Genomic DNA, 17,109 nt, shown 5'->3' with positions numbered 1-17,109 from the left:
GCCCTTCTCAGGAACTTGATCGCAGATATCAGCTTCTCTGGCGACAGATCGGGCGTAAACGACCTGGATGCGACCTCTGGCGACATTTCGCGACCTATACTGATCGGCGCTGACATCAAGTGAGACGGAAGGTCAGCCGATGGACTCAGGAGAGCGAGAACGGCAGCCACGGACGTTGTTCGGCGAGTTGCTGCGCCAGCGAAGGCAGTCCGCGGAGGAGTTCAGCCAAGAGGCTGAGCGTTTCGCTCGCGAGCACGGGCTGAGCGCGACGATAAGTGCGCGCCACGTTCAACGGTTCGCGTCTGGCCGGCGTGCCGATGGCAAGCCTCTTGGACTTCCGCAGTCGTCAACGCGTCGTCTGCTCGAAGACATGCTCGGCGTGCCGATCGAACGGCTGCTCGCACCCGTGCCCGATGCCGTTCCCGTGGTGACCGATGACGACCTGGGATTGCAGGCCCGGATTGCCGCAGGGCGGAACCTGGACGTGGAGACCGTCGATCTCCTCCGGCAGAAGCTCGACATTACGCGCGTGATTGATCGTCGGTTGGGCGCGTCCGCCTTGCTCGGCGAGCTTCGCTCGCAGATAGGGCAGATGGAACGAGCGATGCGCGACGTGCTCAGTCAGCCCATCCGTACCGCTCTTGCCGAAGTGCTCGTTGACGCTTCCGCTCTCGCCGGTTGGCAGTCGCTTGATCAGGGACTCGTCAGCGAGTCGTGGGATCACTACAACACGGCTCGAATGGCAGCTCGCGAAGCGCGTTCGCTCGCCCTTGAGGCGTATGCGTGTGCCGGGCAGGCCGTGGTGTTGCTCGACATCGGCGACGTGCGGGCGGCCGTCGATCTGACGGAGTATGCGTTGACGACCGCCAGGGGCAAGGTTCCCGAACTGCTCTTCGCGTGGCTCACTGCGGGATATGGCGAAGCGTGCGCGGCGAACCGAGAACCCGAGACCTGTATGCGCGCATTTGATGAGGCGCTGCGTTCGATGCCTGCCAGGATCGACGGGGCGGACACGCCGTATCTGGTGTTCGACTCAACACACCTCGCGCGTTGGCGCGGCAGTGCGCTTGCTCGGCTCGGTGCCCGTGAGGCCGTCGAGACCCTGTCTGAAGTCCTTAGCCGACTCGACCCCACTTTCACGCGGGCCGAGACCGCACTCAGGGTCGATTTGGTCCAAGTCTTCACCGCTATCGGAGAGAAAAACGAAGTAGCCGCACACGCGGAGCGCGCGCGGCTACTTGCTACGCAGATCGGATCTCAGCGCCAGCGGAAGCGGCTTACTTCGCTGCTCGTTTCCGGCTAAGGCTCACGACTTCGGCAATGTCCGGCTCTTCGTCCGGAGCCAGCACAACGGCGCGTTTGCCACGGCTCGCGTGAACGAGTCCGTCAGCTTTCAGTTCGGCGATAGCGCGATTGGCGGTTCCAGCGGACACGCCGTAACGGCCCTTTAGTTCGACCACGGTGGGAAGCAGGTCTCCGGGACGTAGCGCGCCGCACGTGATTGCGCCTCGAAGGTCTGTGTAGATCCTCTGATACGGGCTGTCGGCTGTCGGTTCCAGAGTCGTCATCACCGCGCCGGACTCGGAAACCTTGATCGGTGCTTTGGGCATCCGGGTGCCGATGTTCCCGGCTGCCCGCTGGTCTGCCTCCGACACCCAGGCCGAGTAAACGCGCAGAGTGGTAGCGCCTCCGCCGCTGTGTCCCAGACGACCGGCCACGGTGCGCACGTCCACGCCTGCCGCGATCAATTCTGTCGCAGAGTAGTGGCGCAACTGGTGGATGTTCATCTTCCATCCGAGTCGTTCGCACATGCGGCGGTATCGCTGCGTCACGGTGTCCGGCTTGAGCCAGGTGCTGTGATCGGCAGATGGCGAGAAGACACGGCCGTCCCTCTGGAGCTTGACTCCGCCGATCTCCGCTTCGGCCTTGCGCTGTTCGAGGTAGGTCCGGAGAAGACCGACAGTTTCCGGATCGAGCGCGATGCGGCGCTGTTGATGGGTCTTGGTGTCCTGTTCCCAGGTTTCAGTGCCGTCCTGCGCGATAGCCGTCTGAATGGACAGCACCGCGTTGTCCAAGTCGAGAAGGTCCAGCCGTAGCGCGCAGACCTCACCGCGTCGTGCGCCGGTCGTCATCGCGAGCCACACGAACATTCCCCACGGAAGATCCTTGAAAGCCTCGTTGACGATCGCTGCCGCCTGTTCGGGCGTGGGCGGCTTCGGATTCGGCTTGACCGGCTTCGGCGGTTTCGCCTGGGCGAGAGGATTGACCTTGATCCAGCCCCAGCGAAGCGCGCAGTCAAGCGCGCCGCTCAGACAGAAGTGAACTTGACGAACGGAGTTCTTCTCCAGTCCCTTGCACTTGTGCGGCTGGCAGTTGAGCTTCCCGCAGTCATGATCTTTCTCGGTTTTGTGCTCGATGAACTTCCGGCCTCCACAGTGAGCGCGGCACGTGCGGAGGGTCGTGTAAAGCGAGTCGATGACTTCGCCGTCCAGCTTCGCTACCGGCAGATCGCCAATCAGCGGGCGGATGTGGTTGTTGATATACCCCTCGTAACCCTTGCGGGTGTTCCGCTTGACGTCGAGGTTCTTCAAGTAGTGATCGAGGAGGGTGTTCACATTCGCTTTGGTGCGCGGGCTGCGCTGTTCGTCGATCTCGTTGAGAATTCTTGTCTTGGCCTTCTCGGCTTCGTCCCAGAGGTTCGGCGTGTCTTTCGGGATCGTCTCGTTCCGGTAGTTCCGGCGACCGGTCAGCGGGTCGACTCCCGCGTAGACGACCACCCTCAGCGAGCCGCTCGGCAGGACCTCGATCCGCCCGCGCTCGCGGTCCTTGGGACCCGCCTTGCGCTTGGTCATGGTGCGACCGTACGCCCGGTCCGCACCACGCGCGGCACCACGAACGAGGACGTAGATCGACTTCAGTCCCGGCTAAAGACCAAGGGCTCCGACCTGTTTTCACTGGTCAGAGCCCTTAGTTTCACCCGGCGAAAGGTGGTGCCCCAGGCAGGATTCGAACCTGCGACACACGGTTTAGGAAACCGATGCTCTATCCCCTGAGCTACTAGGGCTGGCGACAGCAGTCTAGCGGGGTACCGCCACCGAGTTGACCAGCGCCCCCCGGCTACGGCACGACGGGCCGGTTCCTCACGCACCGTGAACACCCTGAGGAGGGAGCTGCGGCCGTTGGAGGGAAGTGAGGCAGGCCACCTTCTTTCGAGTAGAAACGTCAGGTAGGGAGGGTTGCGTGAGCAGACCTTGGCCCGACTTCCGTCCTGGCCCGCTCGGTGCCCTCAAGGCTTGGTGGCGCCGGCGGGTGCCCCGGCGCGTTGACGACATCACCTTCGTGCCGCCGGCCAGCAGCCATCAGCAGGAGTTCGAGACGCCGTTGGCCAGTGCCGTGTACGGGTTGGACTTCCAGCTCCGGTTGACCGTGGTCTGGCGGCTCGACCTGGCGACCGGGTTGCGGCACAACTCGCCGAAGAGCGCTGCCATCCACCACGTCCTGCAGCGGGCGAAGGAGATCAGCGGCAAGGCGATGCTGGTGCACCACGCCGCGCTGCAGGTGCAGTTGGGGGACGAGCTCGCCACCGAACGGCAGGTGCCCGGTACGCACGTGTGGGCCCGGGCCGAGCAGGTGAAGGTCACGGTGGGGGACGAGGACCTGGAGATGGCTCGAAAGCACATCGAGCTGTTGAGGAACTCGACGTTCAAGCTGGCCGAGCGGGATGTGGAACGCGCTGAGATCCGGTACCTGCGCGACGAGGTCCTGACGGACGTCGGCACCGCGACGATCTGGTGGTTGCAGCGCAACGGGTACCAGGTGCAGGAGGCGGTCAAGTTGGCCGACCACCTCGCCGAGCTCGTGAAGATCGCGCAGCGGGAGCCGGCCACGCACTGGGCCGAGTCGTTGGTGAGCAGCGTCGAGCGGGCCATGCCGGAGCTCGAGGACGTGCACCGCAAGGACCTGAGGCTGCACCTGGCCAAGGCGCTGAGCGTCTACGGGGGTGCTCGGGTGGCCGCGGAGTTCGCTGATCAGGTCGGGTTGCCCGCGGGCGAACCGCACCGGAACGGACACGTCTAGGCTCGGTGAGGTGCTGACCCAACTTCGCAGTGCCGCGGTTGTCGCCGGGTTGCGGGCCCTGGCCCGGCTCACGCCCTATGCCGAGGCGGAGCTGATCGGGCTCCGCAAGGTCGTCAAGCCCGGTGATGTGTGTGTCGACGTCGGGGCCGCGTTGGGGCTCTACACGGTGACGCTCTCGCGGCTGGTCGGTCCACACGGGACTGTGCACAGCGTGGAGCCGCTGGTGTTCGCGCACCCCGCCCTGTCGTACGTCCTGCGGCCCCGGGAGGGGCGGAACATCAAGCGGCACTCGGTGGCGCTTGGCGCCGAGGAGCAGGGGCGTGAGGTCATGAGCGTTCCGGTGCGGCACGGGAGTCCCGTCACCGGGCGGTCGTTCCTCACGGCGGGGGCGAACGGGCTGGGGTCCAACGAGGAGTTCGAGCAGCACCTGGACGTGCTCGTCAAGACGGACACGCTCGACCACTTCGTGCAGGAGCAGGGGATCTCGCGGCTCGACTTCGTCAAGGCGGACGTGGAGGGGGCCGAGCTCAAGGTGCTCGAGGGCGCGAAGGGGACCATCGAGCGCTTCAGGCCCGCGTTCCTGCTGGAGATCGAGGAACGGCACGTCGAACGGTTCGGGTACCAGGCCAAGGACGTCGCCGACTTCCTGACCGAGCGCGGGTACCGGATGAGCACGTGGCACGGCGGTGAGTGGGTGCCGACGAACGCCATCGGGGGCGAGATCCGCAACTACCTCTTCCGGGTTTAGGCCGGCCGGGCGAAACCCGGGACCGGAGTGCACGGCGGGCGCATGGGGCGCGTCTTGCGGATGTGCAGGACAACGTGGAGATCGCTCGGTTGAGTCTCGGGCTGCTCGTCGCCGTCACCGTCCCGGTCGGCTTCGCCAGGCAGGGGCAGCGTCTGTGGGTCTGCGTCGCGGTCAGCCTGGTGTACGCGGCCTATGTCGTGTTCCCGGCGGTCGACGGGGTCGCGGCCGTCGCCTCCTGGCTGTGCGCGGGGCTTGTCACGGCGATCCTCGGCGTCCTCGGGCGTCGGGCCGGGGAAGACCCCGTAGTCGTTCGTGCGCGCAAGAACCCCCGCGAGGTCTGGGAGTGGTTCCGCCTGCGGTGGTGGCCGATCACGGTGCTGCTCGCCCTGGTGACCACGGTGCTCGTGGCGATTCTCGGCAGCAAGGGATCGCGGGCTTCCGGCCTCCTGGTCGGTGCGCTGCAGGACCACCGGTGGGCTGTCGTGCTGTCCGGCATGATCACGGCCGTCTTCGTCGGTGACGACCTCATCCGTGTGGTGTTGCGGCCGCTGGTGCGCCAGCTCAAGCAGCAAGGGGTCGACGTGGCGTCACTGGCGCCGACAAGTGCGCACATCGGCTGGATGGAACGGGCGTTGGTGTTCATCCTGGTCGCGGGCGGGCAGGCGGAGGCGGCGGCGCTGGCCATTACGATCAAGGCGTTGTTCCGGATCAGCACGGACCGCAGCCGAGACTTCACCGAGTACTACCTGGTCGGTACGTTGACCAGCGTCGTGCTGGCGACGATCGTGGCGATCACCGTGAGGCTCGGGATCGGGCTGTCGCCGCTCTGAAGGTTGTGATGAACAGGTTCTGGGAGCACGAGTACTTCCGCGCGTTGCTCGCCCTCGGGCTGCCGGCCGAGGACTTCGCGGTCACCGGTAGTGCCGTGTTGTACGCCCACGGTGTGATCGGCGACCCGCGGGACCTCGACGTGCTGGCGCGGGGGAAGGCCTGGGACCGCGTGTCGCAGCTCGGTGAGCCGAAGCCGACACCGCTCGCCGAGGGAGCGGAGATCACGTTGGGAGATCTCCAGTTCCTGGACCGCTGGTTCCCCGGGTGGGACACCGACGCGCTGATCGACGAGGCGGACGTCCTGCACGGCTTGAGGTTCGTGCGGCTCGAGGTCATCAGGGCCACGAAGGTGATGCTGGGGCGGCCGCGGGACCTGGAGCACGTCGGGCTGATCGACGCCCATGTCGCAAGAGGCCGGACATAAGTAGAGGACGCCGACCCCTGGGGGTGGATCGGCGTCCTCATCTCGAAGGCCTACAAGCTGTAGACCTCAAGCTCGTACAGGGAGTACCCGTACCGGGTGGCCCGCTGGGTACCCGTCATGCGGAGGTACCTCGCATCCTGTGGTGAGAACGCTACGACATCCTCGCCGCCATCGCCAGCACTTGTGGAGAAAACGTTCCTCCAGTTCGTTCCGTCATCGGAAATCTCGATGCGGTAGCCCCTGCCGAACGCAGGCTCCCAGCGCAACACCGCGCGACCGATCCGTTGCACTGCGCCGAGATCCACCTGGATCCATTGGTCGTCGCTCCAGTCGCTCGCCCAGCGGGAGGTGGGGTTGCCGTCCACCGCGTTGGACGGTGGGAGGGTGTTCCAGCCCGTTTCGTGGGACGACGCGGTGGCGGTGCGGCCCGCTGCCAGGTTGGTGATGTTCTCGCCACGGCGGGACGGGAACTGCACGACCTGCTGGTAGGTCGGGCGGTTCTGCCAATGGATCTTGTCGTGGGTGATGCCGCCCATGGCGCGGTGGATGATCGTGTCGGCGCACCACTGGTCGCCCGCGGCGCAGTCCGCGTCGCCCGGGTAGACCCCGGTGGCGGGCTTGGCGACGGCGGCCTGCAGGGAGGTCACGAGGGCCGTGCGGCAGCCGGTCAGAGTGCCTCCACCGCAGTAGGTTTGCGGGAACGCGCCCTGGACCGGGTCGCCGAGGACCTTGCGCAGGTCCTTGTCCACGTAGCCCCACCAGCCGTACTGGAACGACGAACCCTTGTGCGGCGCGGCACCGTGCGTGTCGGACGGGGCCTCGTCGACCTGGACGGCACCGACGACCGCGTTGAACAACCCGTCGCCCAGCGATGGTTTGAACTGCGCCTCGACGAGGAGGGGCCACCAGGCATCGAGAATCCGGATGGCTTCGGCGTGCCCGTACGCCTTGCTGCCCTTCGAGGTCTCCTTGCGCAACGAGCCGGAGCGCTGCCAGTCCTTCAGCTTCTGCACGGCCGGGGCGAGGGCCGGGTCGACCGGCGCCGACTCGACGACGCGCAGCAGCTCGGGCAGCACCTGTTCGGCGCGCAGGTCGGCCACGGCCGCCTCGGCCATGACGCGGGTCAGGGACGCTCGCGTCACCTTCTGGCCCGACGCGATCAGCGCCCGCACCCGCTTGTCGAGCAGGTCGCCGCGGTGCACGGCGCTGTGGCCGAAGCCGCCGAAGGTGAAGTCGCGGGCCTGCTTGTTGTTCCAGGAGATGTAGTAGTCCTGGTTGATCGAGTTGGGGTGCGCGGCGAACGGCATGTACGCGGCGGTGTTCTCGTCGCCGTTCCAGTTCACCCACTCGTACTCCGGACGGGCCCAGGTCGGCAGGTTGGGGTCCACAGTGGAACGGCGCACCGGGTTCAGGCCCGAGTTGAAGTACGCGGTGTCTCGGGAGTCCACGTAGAACCAGTTGAACGCGTAGCCGATCTTGTCGGCGGCGCGCTGGAAGTCGGCGGCCGAACGGATGGCGTCCGGGTCGTTGAGCTCCTGGAAGCCGATGATCGAGTCGACCTCGTGCATGTACGTCGAGCGCAGCGTCGTGTACGCCACGACCTTGCCACCGACGGTGGCACGGCTCGTCACCAGCCCGTACTTGGTCCGGTACATCACCAGCGTGTAAGAACCGGCCGGCGTGCCGTCGGCGACGGTCGGCTTCCAGGCGTTCTTGCGCTCCAGCCGTTCCATCGGCAGGCAGGCGCCGCGGTACAGGTACGACGAGGAGGCCTTGGTGGCCGGGGAACCGTCCGGGTTGCACAGCTCGACGGCGTAGGTGTCGACGATGTCGTGACCCGACGAGGTCGCGCTCCACGAGTAGTCGACGCCGCGGCCGAGCTGCACGTACATCGAGACGCCGGCGAACGAGACGCCGCGTGAGCGGATGCCGGGGCCGTTGAGCTCCTGCAGCAGCAACAGCTGCGGTGCGAAGTACCCGGTCTGCGGGCCCCACACGGCGATCGGGTTGCCGGTGTCGGTGTGCGCGCCGGAGACGGACAGCGCGTTCGACATGCCGTGCTTCTTGTTCAGCAGGTCGGCGGGCAGCACGCCGTCGGAGAAGATCCCGCGGGCCTTCTCCAGTTCCGGCGACGCGGGGACGGCGACCGCGGTGCCCGTTCCGCCCACCTCGTCGTAGACCATGCGCTCGGGGGTGATGCTGCCGGAGTCGGGCAGCGCCACGCCCGCGGGGCTCGCGGGGGAGGCCGAGTAGGGGAACGACTGTCCGTCGTGGAGGGTCAGCACGGCCTCGGGGTCGTTCTGCGCCCGGAACGCCTTCCACACCTGCTCACCGGTGGCGGCGCCGTACCTGTTCTGCGCGGCCAGCTTCACGAGCGCCGACTGCACCTCACCGCCACCGCCCGCGCCGAACAGGCCGCCGACCACCGAGGCGATCGCCACCATGTCGGTCGACTTGAACGGCTGGATGTCGTTCCAGTTCGTGATGGCGTCGGCGTGCCCGGTCAGCACGTACTCGCCGGGGAAGTTCCGCGCCGCGACCGACTGCGTGATGTAGGCGTTGATCCCGGAGATGTAGTCGTCGACGTCGGCCAGCGCCTGCCGCCCGCGCTCCCCGCCCTTCGCCGCGGCGGTCTCGATCTGCTTCTGCAGATCGGCCTCGGTGTACGGGATCTGGTTGTAGAAGCTCTGCTCCAGCACGCGGTTGCCCGGCGCGCCCCCGGCGAACCCGGTCAGCTGACCGCGGCCGAGGTGGCGGAAGAGGTCCATCAGCCACAGGCGGTCCTGCGCGGCCGCGAACCCGGCGCCGAACATCGTGCCGGACCGCGTGGTGCCGGTGATGTGCGGCATGCCGATCTTCTTGTCGCGCACGATCGTCACGTCCGGCCGCGGCTTGACGGTGCTCTCGACCTGGTCGGACGGCACGCCGAACGACCCGTCGTTGAAGAAGTCCGACAGCTGGGCGTTGGTCAGGCCGCTGTGGCCGGCGACGAGGCCGTCGTACTTGGCGAGCTGGTCGGCCGAGTGCGCGGGCCTGGTGCCGAACGCCTTGTGGCCGAGGATCTCGGCCAGCGTCGCGTTGCCGTTGTTGCCGGGCGGCAGGATGTCGCCGCACTGGCCGAGGCAGTGGTCGTCCGCGGTGTACGCGGGCGCGAGGGGTTCGGCCTGGGCCGCGGACGGGACGATCATGAGGGAGGCGGTGACGGCGGCGGTCGCCAGCAGGGACGTCACCGGATTGGCTCTCCGCATCCGCGAAGCTCCTCTCCGTGCAGGGCTGTTGTGACGTACGTTACTTTCAGGTAAGGCTATTGCGAAAGAGCTTCGCGTTTACCTGGCTGGAACGGGAGGTGCTGTATCGATTCGGCAACCCATCGAGGAGACATATGGGCAGAAACGAGGGTACGAACGACTTCTGAATCGGATTAAGCGGGGCGTATCCGTGTTTCTGGTACGTCATTCCACTCAGTGAGATTCCGATGTTTCGTCACTCAGTGTTCCGACAACCCCTCCCAACCCCAGGTGAAGCGCTTACGCAGCGAAGTCACCACCCAATTCCGGTAACTGTGAACGGTGCCGGTGATCTCGAAAATCCGTTACCACATGATGAGATAACTGAGAATTAACGTGACCTTCGGCTTCTGTACGCGAAGATCACGACATGAGGGAGCACGGAACGCCAATGCGGGAGGCGTCGTGATCAAGGTTCTGCTGGCCGACGACGAGGACCTCGTCCGTTCCGGCCTTCGCATGATCCTGAGCAGCGTCGGAGACATCGAGGTAGTTGCTGAATGCGATGACGGGCACCTGGTAGCCGACCTGGCGCGCCAGCACCGCCCACACGTGGTCCTGCTCGACATCCGGATGCGCACCTCGGACGGGCTGGTGGCCCTGCGGCGGCTGCGGACCCTGCCCGACCCACCTAGGGTCTGCATCCTGACCACGTTCGACGTCGACGAGTACGTGTCGGAAGCACTGCGCCTCGGCGCGGCGGGCTTCCTGCTGAAGGACACCGAACCGGAACAGCTCGTGAAGGCCGTGCGCGACCTTGCGCGCGGAGGTGCGGTTCTCGACCCTGGGGTCGCGGCGAGGGTTCTCGCGGCGGTGGCCGACGGCGAACGGATGGCGGAGCCGGCCAGGAGGCTGCTCCAGAGCCTGTCCGAACGCGAGCGCGAGGTGCTCGTCCTGATCGGCCAGGGCATGTCCAACGCGGAGATCGGCGGCACGCTGCACCTGTCGGAGGCGACGGTGAAGGGCTACGTCTCGTCGGTGCTCGGCAAGATCGGCGCGGTCAACCGCGTGCAGGCCGCGCTGGTGGCCTACCGCGGCGGCCTGATCGCCTAGCTAGTTCCCGGAGACGATCTCGGGCACCTCGTCCACCGAGGGCTCGACCTCGACCCTGTTGCGGCCGTGCCGCTTGGCGCGGTAGAGCGCCATGTCCGCGGCCGCGAACAGCTGGTCCAGCTTGGCCGGTCCCGCCGCGACACCGATGCTGACCGTCGGGCGGCGGACCGGGCCGAGCACCATCGTCCAGTCGTGCCCGTCGACGGCCGCGCGGATCCGCTCGGCCACGTTCGGGCCGACGTCCCTGTTCGGGCCGGTGTCGCCGAGCAGCACCACGAACTCGTCGCCGGCCCAGCGCGCCACCAGGTCGTCCGCCCGGCACTCGCGCCGCAGCAACGCCGCTATCTCGCGCAACGCCGCGTCGCCCGTCGCGTGCCCGGCGTCGTCGTTGACGCTCTTGAACCAGTCGACGTCGACCAGCACGAGCCACGGCACCCGGCCGCGTGCCGCCGTCGACTCCAGCAACGCCGCCGCCGCGCGTTCCAGCCCGAGCCGGTTCGCGAGCCCCGTCAACGGGTCGCGCGCCGCCGCCTCCTGCGCCGCCACCGCGAGCCGTTGCGCCTGCACGGCCACGCGGCGCTGCTCCAGCGCCTGGCCGAGGCCTTCCTGCAACGTCTCCCTGGCCGTGCTGGAGGCCCGCATGGAAAGGCGCAGCGCCTCCGCTTCGCCCTGCGCGTCACCCAGCGCTTGGCAGATGTCCGCGAGCTCCGTGGAGAACCGCAGCAGCAGCGACGTGTCGTTGATGCGTTCGGCGTGCGTCACCGCCTGAGACGCGAGTGTGCGCGCCTCGTCGAGATCACCCTGTTCGCGGCGCACGACGGAGAGAACCCAGTTGCCGACCGAGATGCCCCACAGGTCTTCGGCGTCCAACGACAGCCGCAGGGTCTCCTCGCCCATCTCCTCGGCCTTGTCCAGCTGGCCGACGCCGGCGAGGGACCGCCCGCACGCACCGAGGAGAGCGCGCCGGTGGCCCTCGTCCTTGACGATGCCCAAGCCCTCGTCCAGGTACGCCAGGGCTTCCTCGAAGATCGCGGGCGCCGCGGCGGGTGGTCCGGAGCAGGCGCGGAAGTTGAGCGAGCCGCCGAGGCGCTGCAGGCACTGCGCCAGCACGTCGGTGTTGCCCGCGCGCCGTGCCACCTGGACGGACAGCCGCAGCATGTCCAGGGCGGCGCGCCGGTTGCCGATGCCCTCCATCAGATAACCGAGGGAGCCCATCGTGTGGGCCACGGCCGGGCTGTCGGAACGTTCGGCGTCGAGGTCGGTCCACCCCTCGGCGGCCAGTTCCAGGGCCAGCGGTATCCGGCCGAGGCGCCACGCCATCACAGCCCGGTTGACCAGCACCGCGGAGCGCACCCAGCGGTCGGCGCCGGGGGAGACCTTCGTGACCACCTCGTCGAAGAGGCTGTTCGCCTCCGGCACACGGCCAGCGTTGTACAACGCGCGGACCTCGAGGTCCAGCCGCGGAATCTGGCCCGCTACCTGCGGATCGCGCTGCTCCACTCGATCATCGACTCCGTTCCGACTCGCCGAGCGGCCCGCACAGGCTACCGGGTTGGTCGCGCCCCGTACCGATCGTGGTGCAGGACGTCGTCGAGAGGTAGCCGGTTGCGCCAACCGTGACGTTCCAGATCGGGAGTGTCGGGCAGTGATCGAACCGGACCGACGCACAACCACGCAACCGGACGGACCCTCGTGGGGATGTCCAGCAGGCGGCGCAGCACATCTTCCCGGTAGAAGCTCACCCAGCCCACACCGAGGCCCTCCTCCGTCGCGGCCAGCCACAGGTTCTGGATGGCCAGGCACACGGAGTACAAACCCGCGTCCGCGATCGCGTGACGGCCCAGAACGGCAGGTGAGCCCCGGTCCGGGTCGTACGTGACCACGATGCCGAGGGACGACTCCATGACCCCTTCGACCTTGATGCGCGAGAACGTCTCGGCACGTTCCCGGTCGAGCTGGGCGGCGAAGACGCTGCGTTCCGCCTGGACGTGGTCGCGGAACGCGCGCCGGATCGACTCGTCCCGCACGAGCACGAAGTCCCACGGCTGGGAAAGGCCGACGCTCGGAGCCGCGTGCGCGGCGGTCAGCACCCGTCGCAGCACGTCGGACGGGATTTCCTCGCCGGAGAACTCGGCTCGCGTGTCCCTGCGCCGGTGCACAACTTCGTACAGGTTCATTCGTGCGATCGTGCCTCACTCGAAAGCACCAACTTCACGCTGGAGAGGTGGCGCTGATCTCATCCGCGGGTTACACCGATCGGATGCGGAGAATGAGAGGTGGTCACGGCTCGGCGCTCGCATTCGGCGGCGGAGTCGGCGTGACCGCGTTCACCGGAGCCTGGCCGCTGCTCGCCCTGGTCCTGCTCGCGGCGGTCGTCATGGTCGTCTCGCTGCGGACGACGGTCGCCGGGGCGGCGTTCGCGGCGGTGCAGTGCTGGGGCCTCTACGCGACCTTCCTGGTGGGTGTTCGCGGCGATCTGACGGTCGACGAACACACGACCTGGGTGCTCGCGTTGCTGGTGCAGCTCGCCGCGCTGGCCTTCCTGGCCGGCGCGGCGGTCCGCGTCATCGTCCCTGTGACGGGTACGGCAGCAAAGCCATCTCCCGTGCGTTCTTGATCGCGGTGGCGACCTGGCGCTGCTGCTGCGGCGTCAGGCCGGTCACCCGGCGGGACCGGATCTTGCCCCGGTCCGAGATGAACTTGCGCAGCAGCGCGACGTCCTTCCAGTCGACGACCGCCACGCCCTCCTTCGCGAGGAGGTTCACCCTGCGCTTGAGCGGCCTCTTCTCGCGCATCACCAGCTCGCCTTCGACACGCCGGGCAGCTCACCGCGGTGGGCCATCTCCCGCAGGCGGAGCCGGGACAGGCCGAACTTCCGGTTGTAGGCGCGCGGCCGTCCGTCCACGGCGTCCCGGTTGCGCAACCGGGTCGGCGACGCGTCGCGGGGCAGCTTCTGCAGGCCCCGCAACGCTTCCTCGCGCGTCTCGGGGTGCCGCAGCTTCTCCTTGAGCTCGGCGCGGCGTTCCGCGTACCGGGCCACGACCTCGCGGCGGCGCAGGTCCGCGGCGATCTTCGACTTCTTCGCCACGTCAGCGCTCCTCTTTGAACTCGACGTGCTTGCGCGCGACGGGGTCGTACTTGCGCAGCACCAGCCGGTCCGGGTCGTTGCGGCGGTTCTTGCGGGTCACGTACGTGTAGCCGGTGCCCGCGGTGGACCTCATCTTGATGATGGGCCGGACGTCGGTGCTCTTGGCCATCAGAGGTTCACCCCCTGGGCGCGCAGCCGGGCCACGGCGGCCTCGATGCCCACCTTGTCGACGGTCTTGATGCCCTTCGCGGACAACGTCAGCGTCACGAAGCGGTTCAGCGACGGCACGAAGTACCGCTTGCGCTGGACGTTCGGGTTCCACCGGCGCCGGGTCTTGCGCTGTGAGTGCGAGACGCGGTTGCCGAAGCCCGGCTCGCGGCCGGTCAGCTGGCAGCGCACTGGTACCTCCAGATTGAAACGACTTTCGTTTTCATCTACGGTACCCCACATGGAAACCGTTGTCGTCATGGTGGCGGGGCTGGTCGACCACGACGTCGCCGTGCGGGTGTGGCGGGACCGGCCCGGGTCGGTGCTCGTGCGGCACGTCGCCGGGGAAACGTGCGTGCGGCGCTGGGTCGACGGCATCCCGACCGACGTCGAACTGCTGCACGGCTGCGTCTCCTGCACCGTCCGGGAGGACCTGCGGGAGCTGCTCGGCGCGTTCGCGGGCCACCCGGTCGTGCTGCACCTGGATCCTTTGCTGGAACCGGACGCGGTGCGCCGCGACCTCGGCGTCGAGGTGGAGTGCGTGATCACCGTGCTGGACGCGGCGACGTGGCTCGACGACGCGCTGGGCGACGCCTCGATGGTCACCGACGAGCGCACGGTGGCGCAGGTCGTCGTGGCGCAGGCCGAGGCCGCCGACGTGCTGGTGCTGCAGGGAGACGCGGACGAGCGGACCCTCGCCGTGCTCGACCGCGTCGCCCCCGGTGCGCACCGCTGCACGCCCGAGACGGTCGTCGTGCGCAAGGGCACGCGGCCGCGGCTGGTGCCCCTGACGCCCGAATGCGGTGTCTCGACGGCGGTTTTCACGGCGGACCGGCCGTTCCACCCGGTGCGGCTGAACGACGCGCTCGACTCGTTGCTCGACGGCACGGTCGTGCGCTCGCGCGGCCGGCTCTGGGTCGCCGACGAACCGGACGTCGCGCTGCACCTGGAGTCCGCGGGCGGCGGGATGCACGTCGGCGAGGGCGGTCCCCGCGAGGGCAGGACGACCCAGATCGTGGCGATCACCCTGGGCGAACCGGACTCCATCACCGCGGCGTTCGCCGAAGCGCTGCTGACCGACGACGAACTGTCCTTCGTGGACTCGATCCGAAAGCTGGAGATCTGATGAAGCCCGGTATCCACCCCGACTACCACCCGGTCGTCTTCCAGGACGCGTCCACCGGCAAGACGTTCCTGACCCGCTCGACCGCCACGTCGAGCAGGACGGTCGAGTGGGAGGACGGCAACAGCTACCCGCTGCTGGTCGTCGACATCACCGCCGACTCGCACCCGTTCTGGACCGGCACGCAACGCCTCGTCGACACCGCCGGCCGGGTCGAGAAGTTCAACCGCCGCTACGGAAAGCGAGAGCGCTGATGGCCGTTCCCAAGCGCAAGACGTCCCGGTCCAACACCCGCCACCGCCGCTCGCAGTGGAAGGCCACGGCGCCGGACCTGGTGCGCGTGCGGACGCTGGACGGCAAGGAACTGCTCGTTCCCCGTCGTTTGGTCGCCGCCTACAAGCGCGGGTTGATCTAGGGCCGGAGCTGGACCGTCCCGTCCGGTGAGTCGCGCCACTGGTCGAAGGGGCGGTCCAGCCTCCACCCCGTGCCGTCGTGGTCGAGCACGCGGTGCTCGCAGGTGTCCGGGTTGGACAGCGACTCGAACAGGTCGATGCTCCAGTCGAAGAACCGGCGGCACAGCAGCCTGATCGTCAGCCCGTGCGACACGACCAGCACGGTCTTCGGGTGCCTCTCGTCCTCGTGCATCCGCACGGTCAGGCCGTCGAGGAACGCCGCCACGCGGTCGTCCACGTCCGCGCCGGACTCTCCGTTGGGCAGCCGGAAGAAGAAGTGGCCGAACGCGTGCCGCTGGTGCTTGAGCACCTCCTGCTGCACCGGGTCCTGGAGGTTGCCCCAGTCCTGCTCGCGCACCCTCGGCTCGGTGACGACGCGCTCCGCGGAGATGCCCAGCAGGTCGAACGTCCGCCTCGTCCTCGTGTACGGGGAGACGTAGGCCGCGACCGGGCCGTCGCCGACCAGGGCCTTGATCACCGGTCCGGCGGCGCGTGCCTGCTCCTCGCCCGTCCCGGTCAGCGGCAGCGCGTGGTCGGGGATGCGGCAGTAGGCGAGCTCGTCGACGTTGCCGAGGCTTTGGCCGTGGCGCAGCAGGATGATCCGCACCTCACCATCGTGCCCCACCCCCGCGGGTGCTCCGGGCGTTACAGTGCTCGGCGAGTCGAGGAGGATGGTGTCACATGATCAAGTACATCGCGCTGTACAAGAAGCCCGACGACCCCGAGGGCTTCGACGAGAAGTACTTCGAGTCGCACCTGCCGATCGTGGGCTCGGTCCCCGGCCTGGTGCGCGCCGAGGTCGCGAAGGTGCAGCGGGTGTTCCTGGCCGGCTTCCTCGGTGAGACCGAGCCCCACCTCATCGCGGAGATGTACTTCGACTCGCCGGAGTCGTTCAAGGCCGCCATCCAGTCGCCGGAGTGGGCGACGTCCGGCGCCAACCTCGCCGAGATCGGCGGGATGGAGCTCGTCGCCATGTTCAGCGCCGAGGTGGTCGAGCGGTGAAGGCCGTCGTCATCGGTGGCGGCACGATGGGCGCGGGCATCGCGCACCTCCTGCTCGCGGGCGGCCACGAGGTCACGCTGTCCGAGGCCGACGCCGAACGCGCCGAGCAGGGCAGGCTCGCCATCAGGCGCTCGCTCGACAGGGCGCAGGAGAAGGGCAAGCTCGCCGACGCCGCCGCGGTGTTCGCGAACCTCGGCACGGGCGAGCTGCCCGCGGACGCCGAGCTGGTCGTCGAGGCCGTGCCGGAGAACGTGCCGCTCAAGCAGGAGGTGCTGGGCATCGCGGCCGGGAAGTGCCCGAACGCGGTCCTCGCCTCCAACACGTCCTCCCTGTCCATCTCGGAGATCGCGGCGGGACTGCCCGGCGAACGCGTGCTCGGCATGCACTTCTTCAACCCCGTGCCGGTGCAGCAGCTCGTCGAGCTCGTGCACCACGACGGCGTCGACCCGGCGAACGTGGCCAAGGCGCGGGCCTGGGCCGAGGAGATGGGCAAGACCGTCATCGAGGTGCGCGACTCGCCGGGGTTCGCCACGTCGAGGCTCGGCGTCGCCGTCGGTGTGGAGGCGATCCGCATGCTGGAGGAGGGCGTCGCCTCCGCGGCGGACATCGACACCGGCATGAAGCTCGGCTACCGCTGGCCGATGGGGCCGCTGGAGCTGACCGACCTGGTCGGCCTCGACGTGCGGCTGGCCATCGCCGAGCACCTCGCGGCCGAGCTGGGGCCGCGGTTCGACCCGCCCCGGCTCCTGCGGGACAAGGTCGCCCGCGGCGAGCTCGGGAAGAAGACGGGCCAGGGCTTCTTCACCTGGTAGACAGG

General features: G+C 68.1%; 21 protein-coding genes and 1 tRNA gene. 12 read left to right on the top strand and 10 right to left on the bottom strand.

From position 1 onward, the window contains the following. Nucleotides 1-139: 139 nt before the first annotated feature. Complete coding sequence (locus tag V1227_RS24910) at nt 140-1,303, top strand: hypothetical protein (RefSeq protein ID WP_329787911.1); 1,164 nt, start codon at nt 140-142, stop codon at nt 1,301-1,303. Here V1227_RS24910 and V1227_RS24905 read toward each other — a convergent pair. Together V1227_RS24905 and V1227_RS24900 are read right to left on the bottom strand one after the other, a co-directional pair. Then, a complete protein-coding gene (locus V1227_RS24905) occupies nt 1,278-2,852 on the bottom strand; it encodes a tyrosine-type recombinase/integrase (protein ID WP_329787910.1) in 1,575 nt (524 codons plus the stop codon). The two genes, V1227_RS24910 and V1227_RS24905, sit on opposite strands and share 26 nt — an antisense overlap. A 136-nt stretch (nt 2,853-2,988) precedes the next feature. After that, nucleotides 2,989-3,064, bottom strand: a tRNA-Arg gene (locus V1227_RS24900). A 176-nt stretch (nt 3,065-3,240) separates the two neighbouring features. Here V1227_RS24900 and V1227_RS24895 point away from each other — a divergent pair. The 4 genes from V1227_RS24895 to V1227_RS24880 all read left to right on the top strand — a co-directional run bounded on the left by V1227_RS24895 (nt 3,241) and on the right by V1227_RS24880 (nt 6,080). Next, nucleotides 3,241-4,077 carry a hypothetical protein gene (locus tag V1227_RS24895; RefSeq protein ID WP_329787909.1) on the top strand — a complete coding sequence of 279 codons (837 nt, stop codon included), beginning with the start codon at nt 3,241-3,243 and terminating at the stop codon, nt 4,075-4,077. Nucleotides 4,078-4,087: 10 nt separating this feature from the next. Next, the gene (locus V1227_RS24890; RefSeq protein ID WP_236220501.1) at nt 4,088-4,825 is read left to right on the top strand and encodes an FkbM family methyltransferase; all 738 of its coding nucleotides are present in this window, start codon (nt 4,088-4,090) and stop codon (nt 4,823-4,825) included. Nucleotides 4,826-4,899: 74 nt separating this feature from the next. Beyond that, complete coding sequence (locus V1227_RS24885) at nt 4,900-5,655, top strand: hypothetical protein (RefSeq protein ID WP_329787908.1); 756 nt, start codon at nt 4,900-4,902, stop codon at nt 5,653-5,655. An 8-nt stretch (nt 5,656-5,663) separates the two neighbouring features. After that, nucleotides 5,664-6,080 (top strand): hypothetical protein, encoded by a 417-nt coding sequence (locus V1227_RS24880; protein ID WP_329787907.1) that lies wholly within the window; start codon nt 5,664-5,666, stop codon nt 6,078-6,080. 50 nt (nt 6,081-6,130) lie between these two features. Here the strand turns inward: V1227_RS24880 and V1227_RS24875 are convergent, their stop codons facing one another. After that, nucleotides 6,131-9,328, bottom strand: coding sequence for a penicillin acylase family protein (locus V1227_RS24875; protein ID WP_442916358.1), 3,198 nt, complete (start codon nt 9,326-9,328; stop codon nt 6,131-6,133). A 444-nt stretch (nt 9,329-9,772) separates the two neighbouring features. On the opposite strand from V1227_RS24875, the gene V1227_RS24870 reads away from it, so the two are divergent. Continuing rightward, a complete protein-coding gene (locus V1227_RS24870) occupies nt 9,773-10,420 on the top strand; it encodes a response regulator (RefSeq protein WP_030467690.1) in 648 nt (215 codons plus the stop codon). Here the strand turns inward: V1227_RS24870 and V1227_RS24865 are convergent, their stop codons facing one another. Further along, the gene (locus tag V1227_RS24865; RefSeq protein ID WP_329787906.1) at nt 10,421-11,920 is read right to left on the bottom strand and encodes a GGDEF domain-containing protein; all 1,500 of its coding nucleotides are present in this window, start codon (nt 11,918-11,920) and stop codon (nt 10,421-10,423) included. Nucleotides 11,921-11,964: 44 nt separating this feature from the next. After that, complete coding sequence (gene bluB, locus V1227_RS24860; RefSeq protein WP_329787905.1) at nt 11,965-12,597, bottom strand: 5,6-dimethylbenzimidazole synthase; 633 nt, start codon at nt 12,595-12,597, stop codon at nt 11,965-11,967. 140 nt (nt 12,598-12,737) lie between these two features. On the opposite strand from bluB, the gene V1227_RS24855 reads away from it, so the two are divergent. Further along, a complete protein-coding gene (locus V1227_RS24855) occupies nt 12,738-13,037 on the top strand; it encodes a hypothetical protein (protein ID WP_329787904.1) in 300 nt (99 codons plus the stop codon). Here the strand turns inward: V1227_RS24855 and rpsR are convergent. From rpsR to rpmB, 4 genes are read right to left on the bottom strand one after another with little or no spacing between them, the layout of a single operon-like run. After that, nucleotides 12,985-13,215 carry a 30S ribosomal protein S18 gene (gene rpsR, locus V1227_RS24850; RefSeq protein ID WP_329787903.1) on the bottom strand — a complete coding sequence of 77 codons (231 nt, stop codon included), beginning with the start codon at nt 13,213-13,215 and terminating at the stop codon, nt 12,985-12,987. The two genes, V1227_RS24855 and rpsR, sit on opposite strands and share 53 nt — an antisense overlap. Further along, nucleotides 13,215-13,508: a 30S ribosomal protein S14 gene (gene rpsN, locus V1227_RS24845; RefSeq protein ID WP_236220494.1), complete on the bottom strand. Its 294-nt coding sequence runs from the start codon at nt 13,506-13,508 to the stop codon at nt 13,215-13,217. Before rpsN ends, rpsR begins: the two co-directional genes overlap by 1 nt. A 1-nt stretch (nt 13,509) precedes the next feature. Next, nucleotides 13,510-13,677, bottom strand: a complete 168-nt coding sequence (gene rpmG / locus V1227_RS24840; protein WP_090097319.1) for a 50S ribosomal protein L33 — start codon at nt 13,675-13,677, stop codon at nt 13,510-13,512. Beyond that, nucleotides 13,677-13,907, bottom strand: a complete 231-nt coding sequence (gene rpmB, locus V1227_RS24835; RefSeq protein ID WP_245733419.1) for a 50S ribosomal protein L28 — start codon at nt 13,905-13,907, stop codon at nt 13,677-13,679. Before rpmB ends, rpmG begins: the two co-directional genes overlap by 1 nt. 49 nt (nt 13,908-13,956) lie before the next feature. Between rpmB and V1227_RS24830 the strand changes: the two genes are divergently transcribed. Genes V1227_RS24830 through rpmF form a run of 3 tightly spaced genes read left to right on the top strand, consistent with a single transcriptional unit; the run spans nt 13,957 to nt 15,253 of the window. Continuing rightward, nucleotides 13,957-14,841, top strand: coding sequence for a GTP-binding protein (locus V1227_RS24830; protein WP_329787902.1), 885 nt, complete (start codon nt 13,957-13,959; stop codon nt 14,839-14,841). Beyond that, nucleotides 14,841-15,092 carry a type B 50S ribosomal protein L31 gene (locus V1227_RS24825; RefSeq protein ID WP_089949824.1) on the top strand — a complete coding sequence of 84 codons (252 nt, stop codon included), beginning with the start codon at nt 14,841-14,843 and terminating at the stop codon, nt 15,090-15,092. Before V1227_RS24830 ends, V1227_RS24825 begins: the two co-directional genes overlap by 1 nt. Next, nucleotides 15,092-15,253 carry a 50S ribosomal protein L32 gene (gene rpmF / locus V1227_RS24820; protein WP_030481357.1) on the top strand — a complete coding sequence of 54 codons (162 nt, stop codon included), beginning with the start codon at nt 15,092-15,094 and terminating at the stop codon, nt 15,251-15,253. Before V1227_RS24825 ends, rpmF begins: the two co-directional genes overlap by 1 nt. On the opposite strand, the gene V1227_RS24815 is transcribed toward rpmF, so the two are convergent. Further along, nucleotides 15,250-15,897, bottom strand: coding sequence for a histidine phosphatase family protein (locus V1227_RS24815; RefSeq protein ID WP_329787901.1), 648 nt, complete (start codon nt 15,895-15,897; stop codon nt 15,250-15,252). The genes rpmF and V1227_RS24815 overlap by 4 nt on opposite strands. A 74-nt stretch (nt 15,898-15,971) precedes the next feature. Here V1227_RS24815 and V1227_RS24810 point away from each other — a divergent pair, with 74 nt between their 5' ends. Continuing rightward, nucleotides 15,972-16,292, top strand: coding sequence for an EthD family reductase (locus V1227_RS24810; protein WP_236220490.1), 321 nt, complete (start codon nt 15,972-15,974; stop codon nt 16,290-16,292). Then, nucleotides 16,289-17,104, top strand: coding sequence for a 3-hydroxyacyl-CoA dehydrogenase family protein (locus V1227_RS24805; protein WP_329787900.1), 816 nt, complete (start codon nt 16,289-16,291; stop codon nt 17,102-17,104). Before V1227_RS24810 ends, V1227_RS24805 begins: the two co-directional genes overlap by 4 nt. The last annotated feature ends 5 nt before the right edge of the window (nt 17,105-17,109 follow it).

The organism is Lentzea sp. DG1S-22 (assembly GCF_036321065.1).
Classification (GTDB): domain Bacteria; phylum Actinomycetota; class Actinomycetes; order Mycobacteriales; family Pseudonocardiaceae; genus Lentzea; species Lentzea jiangxiensis.
This window is presented reverse-complemented; position numbering and strand designations above follow the sequence as displayed.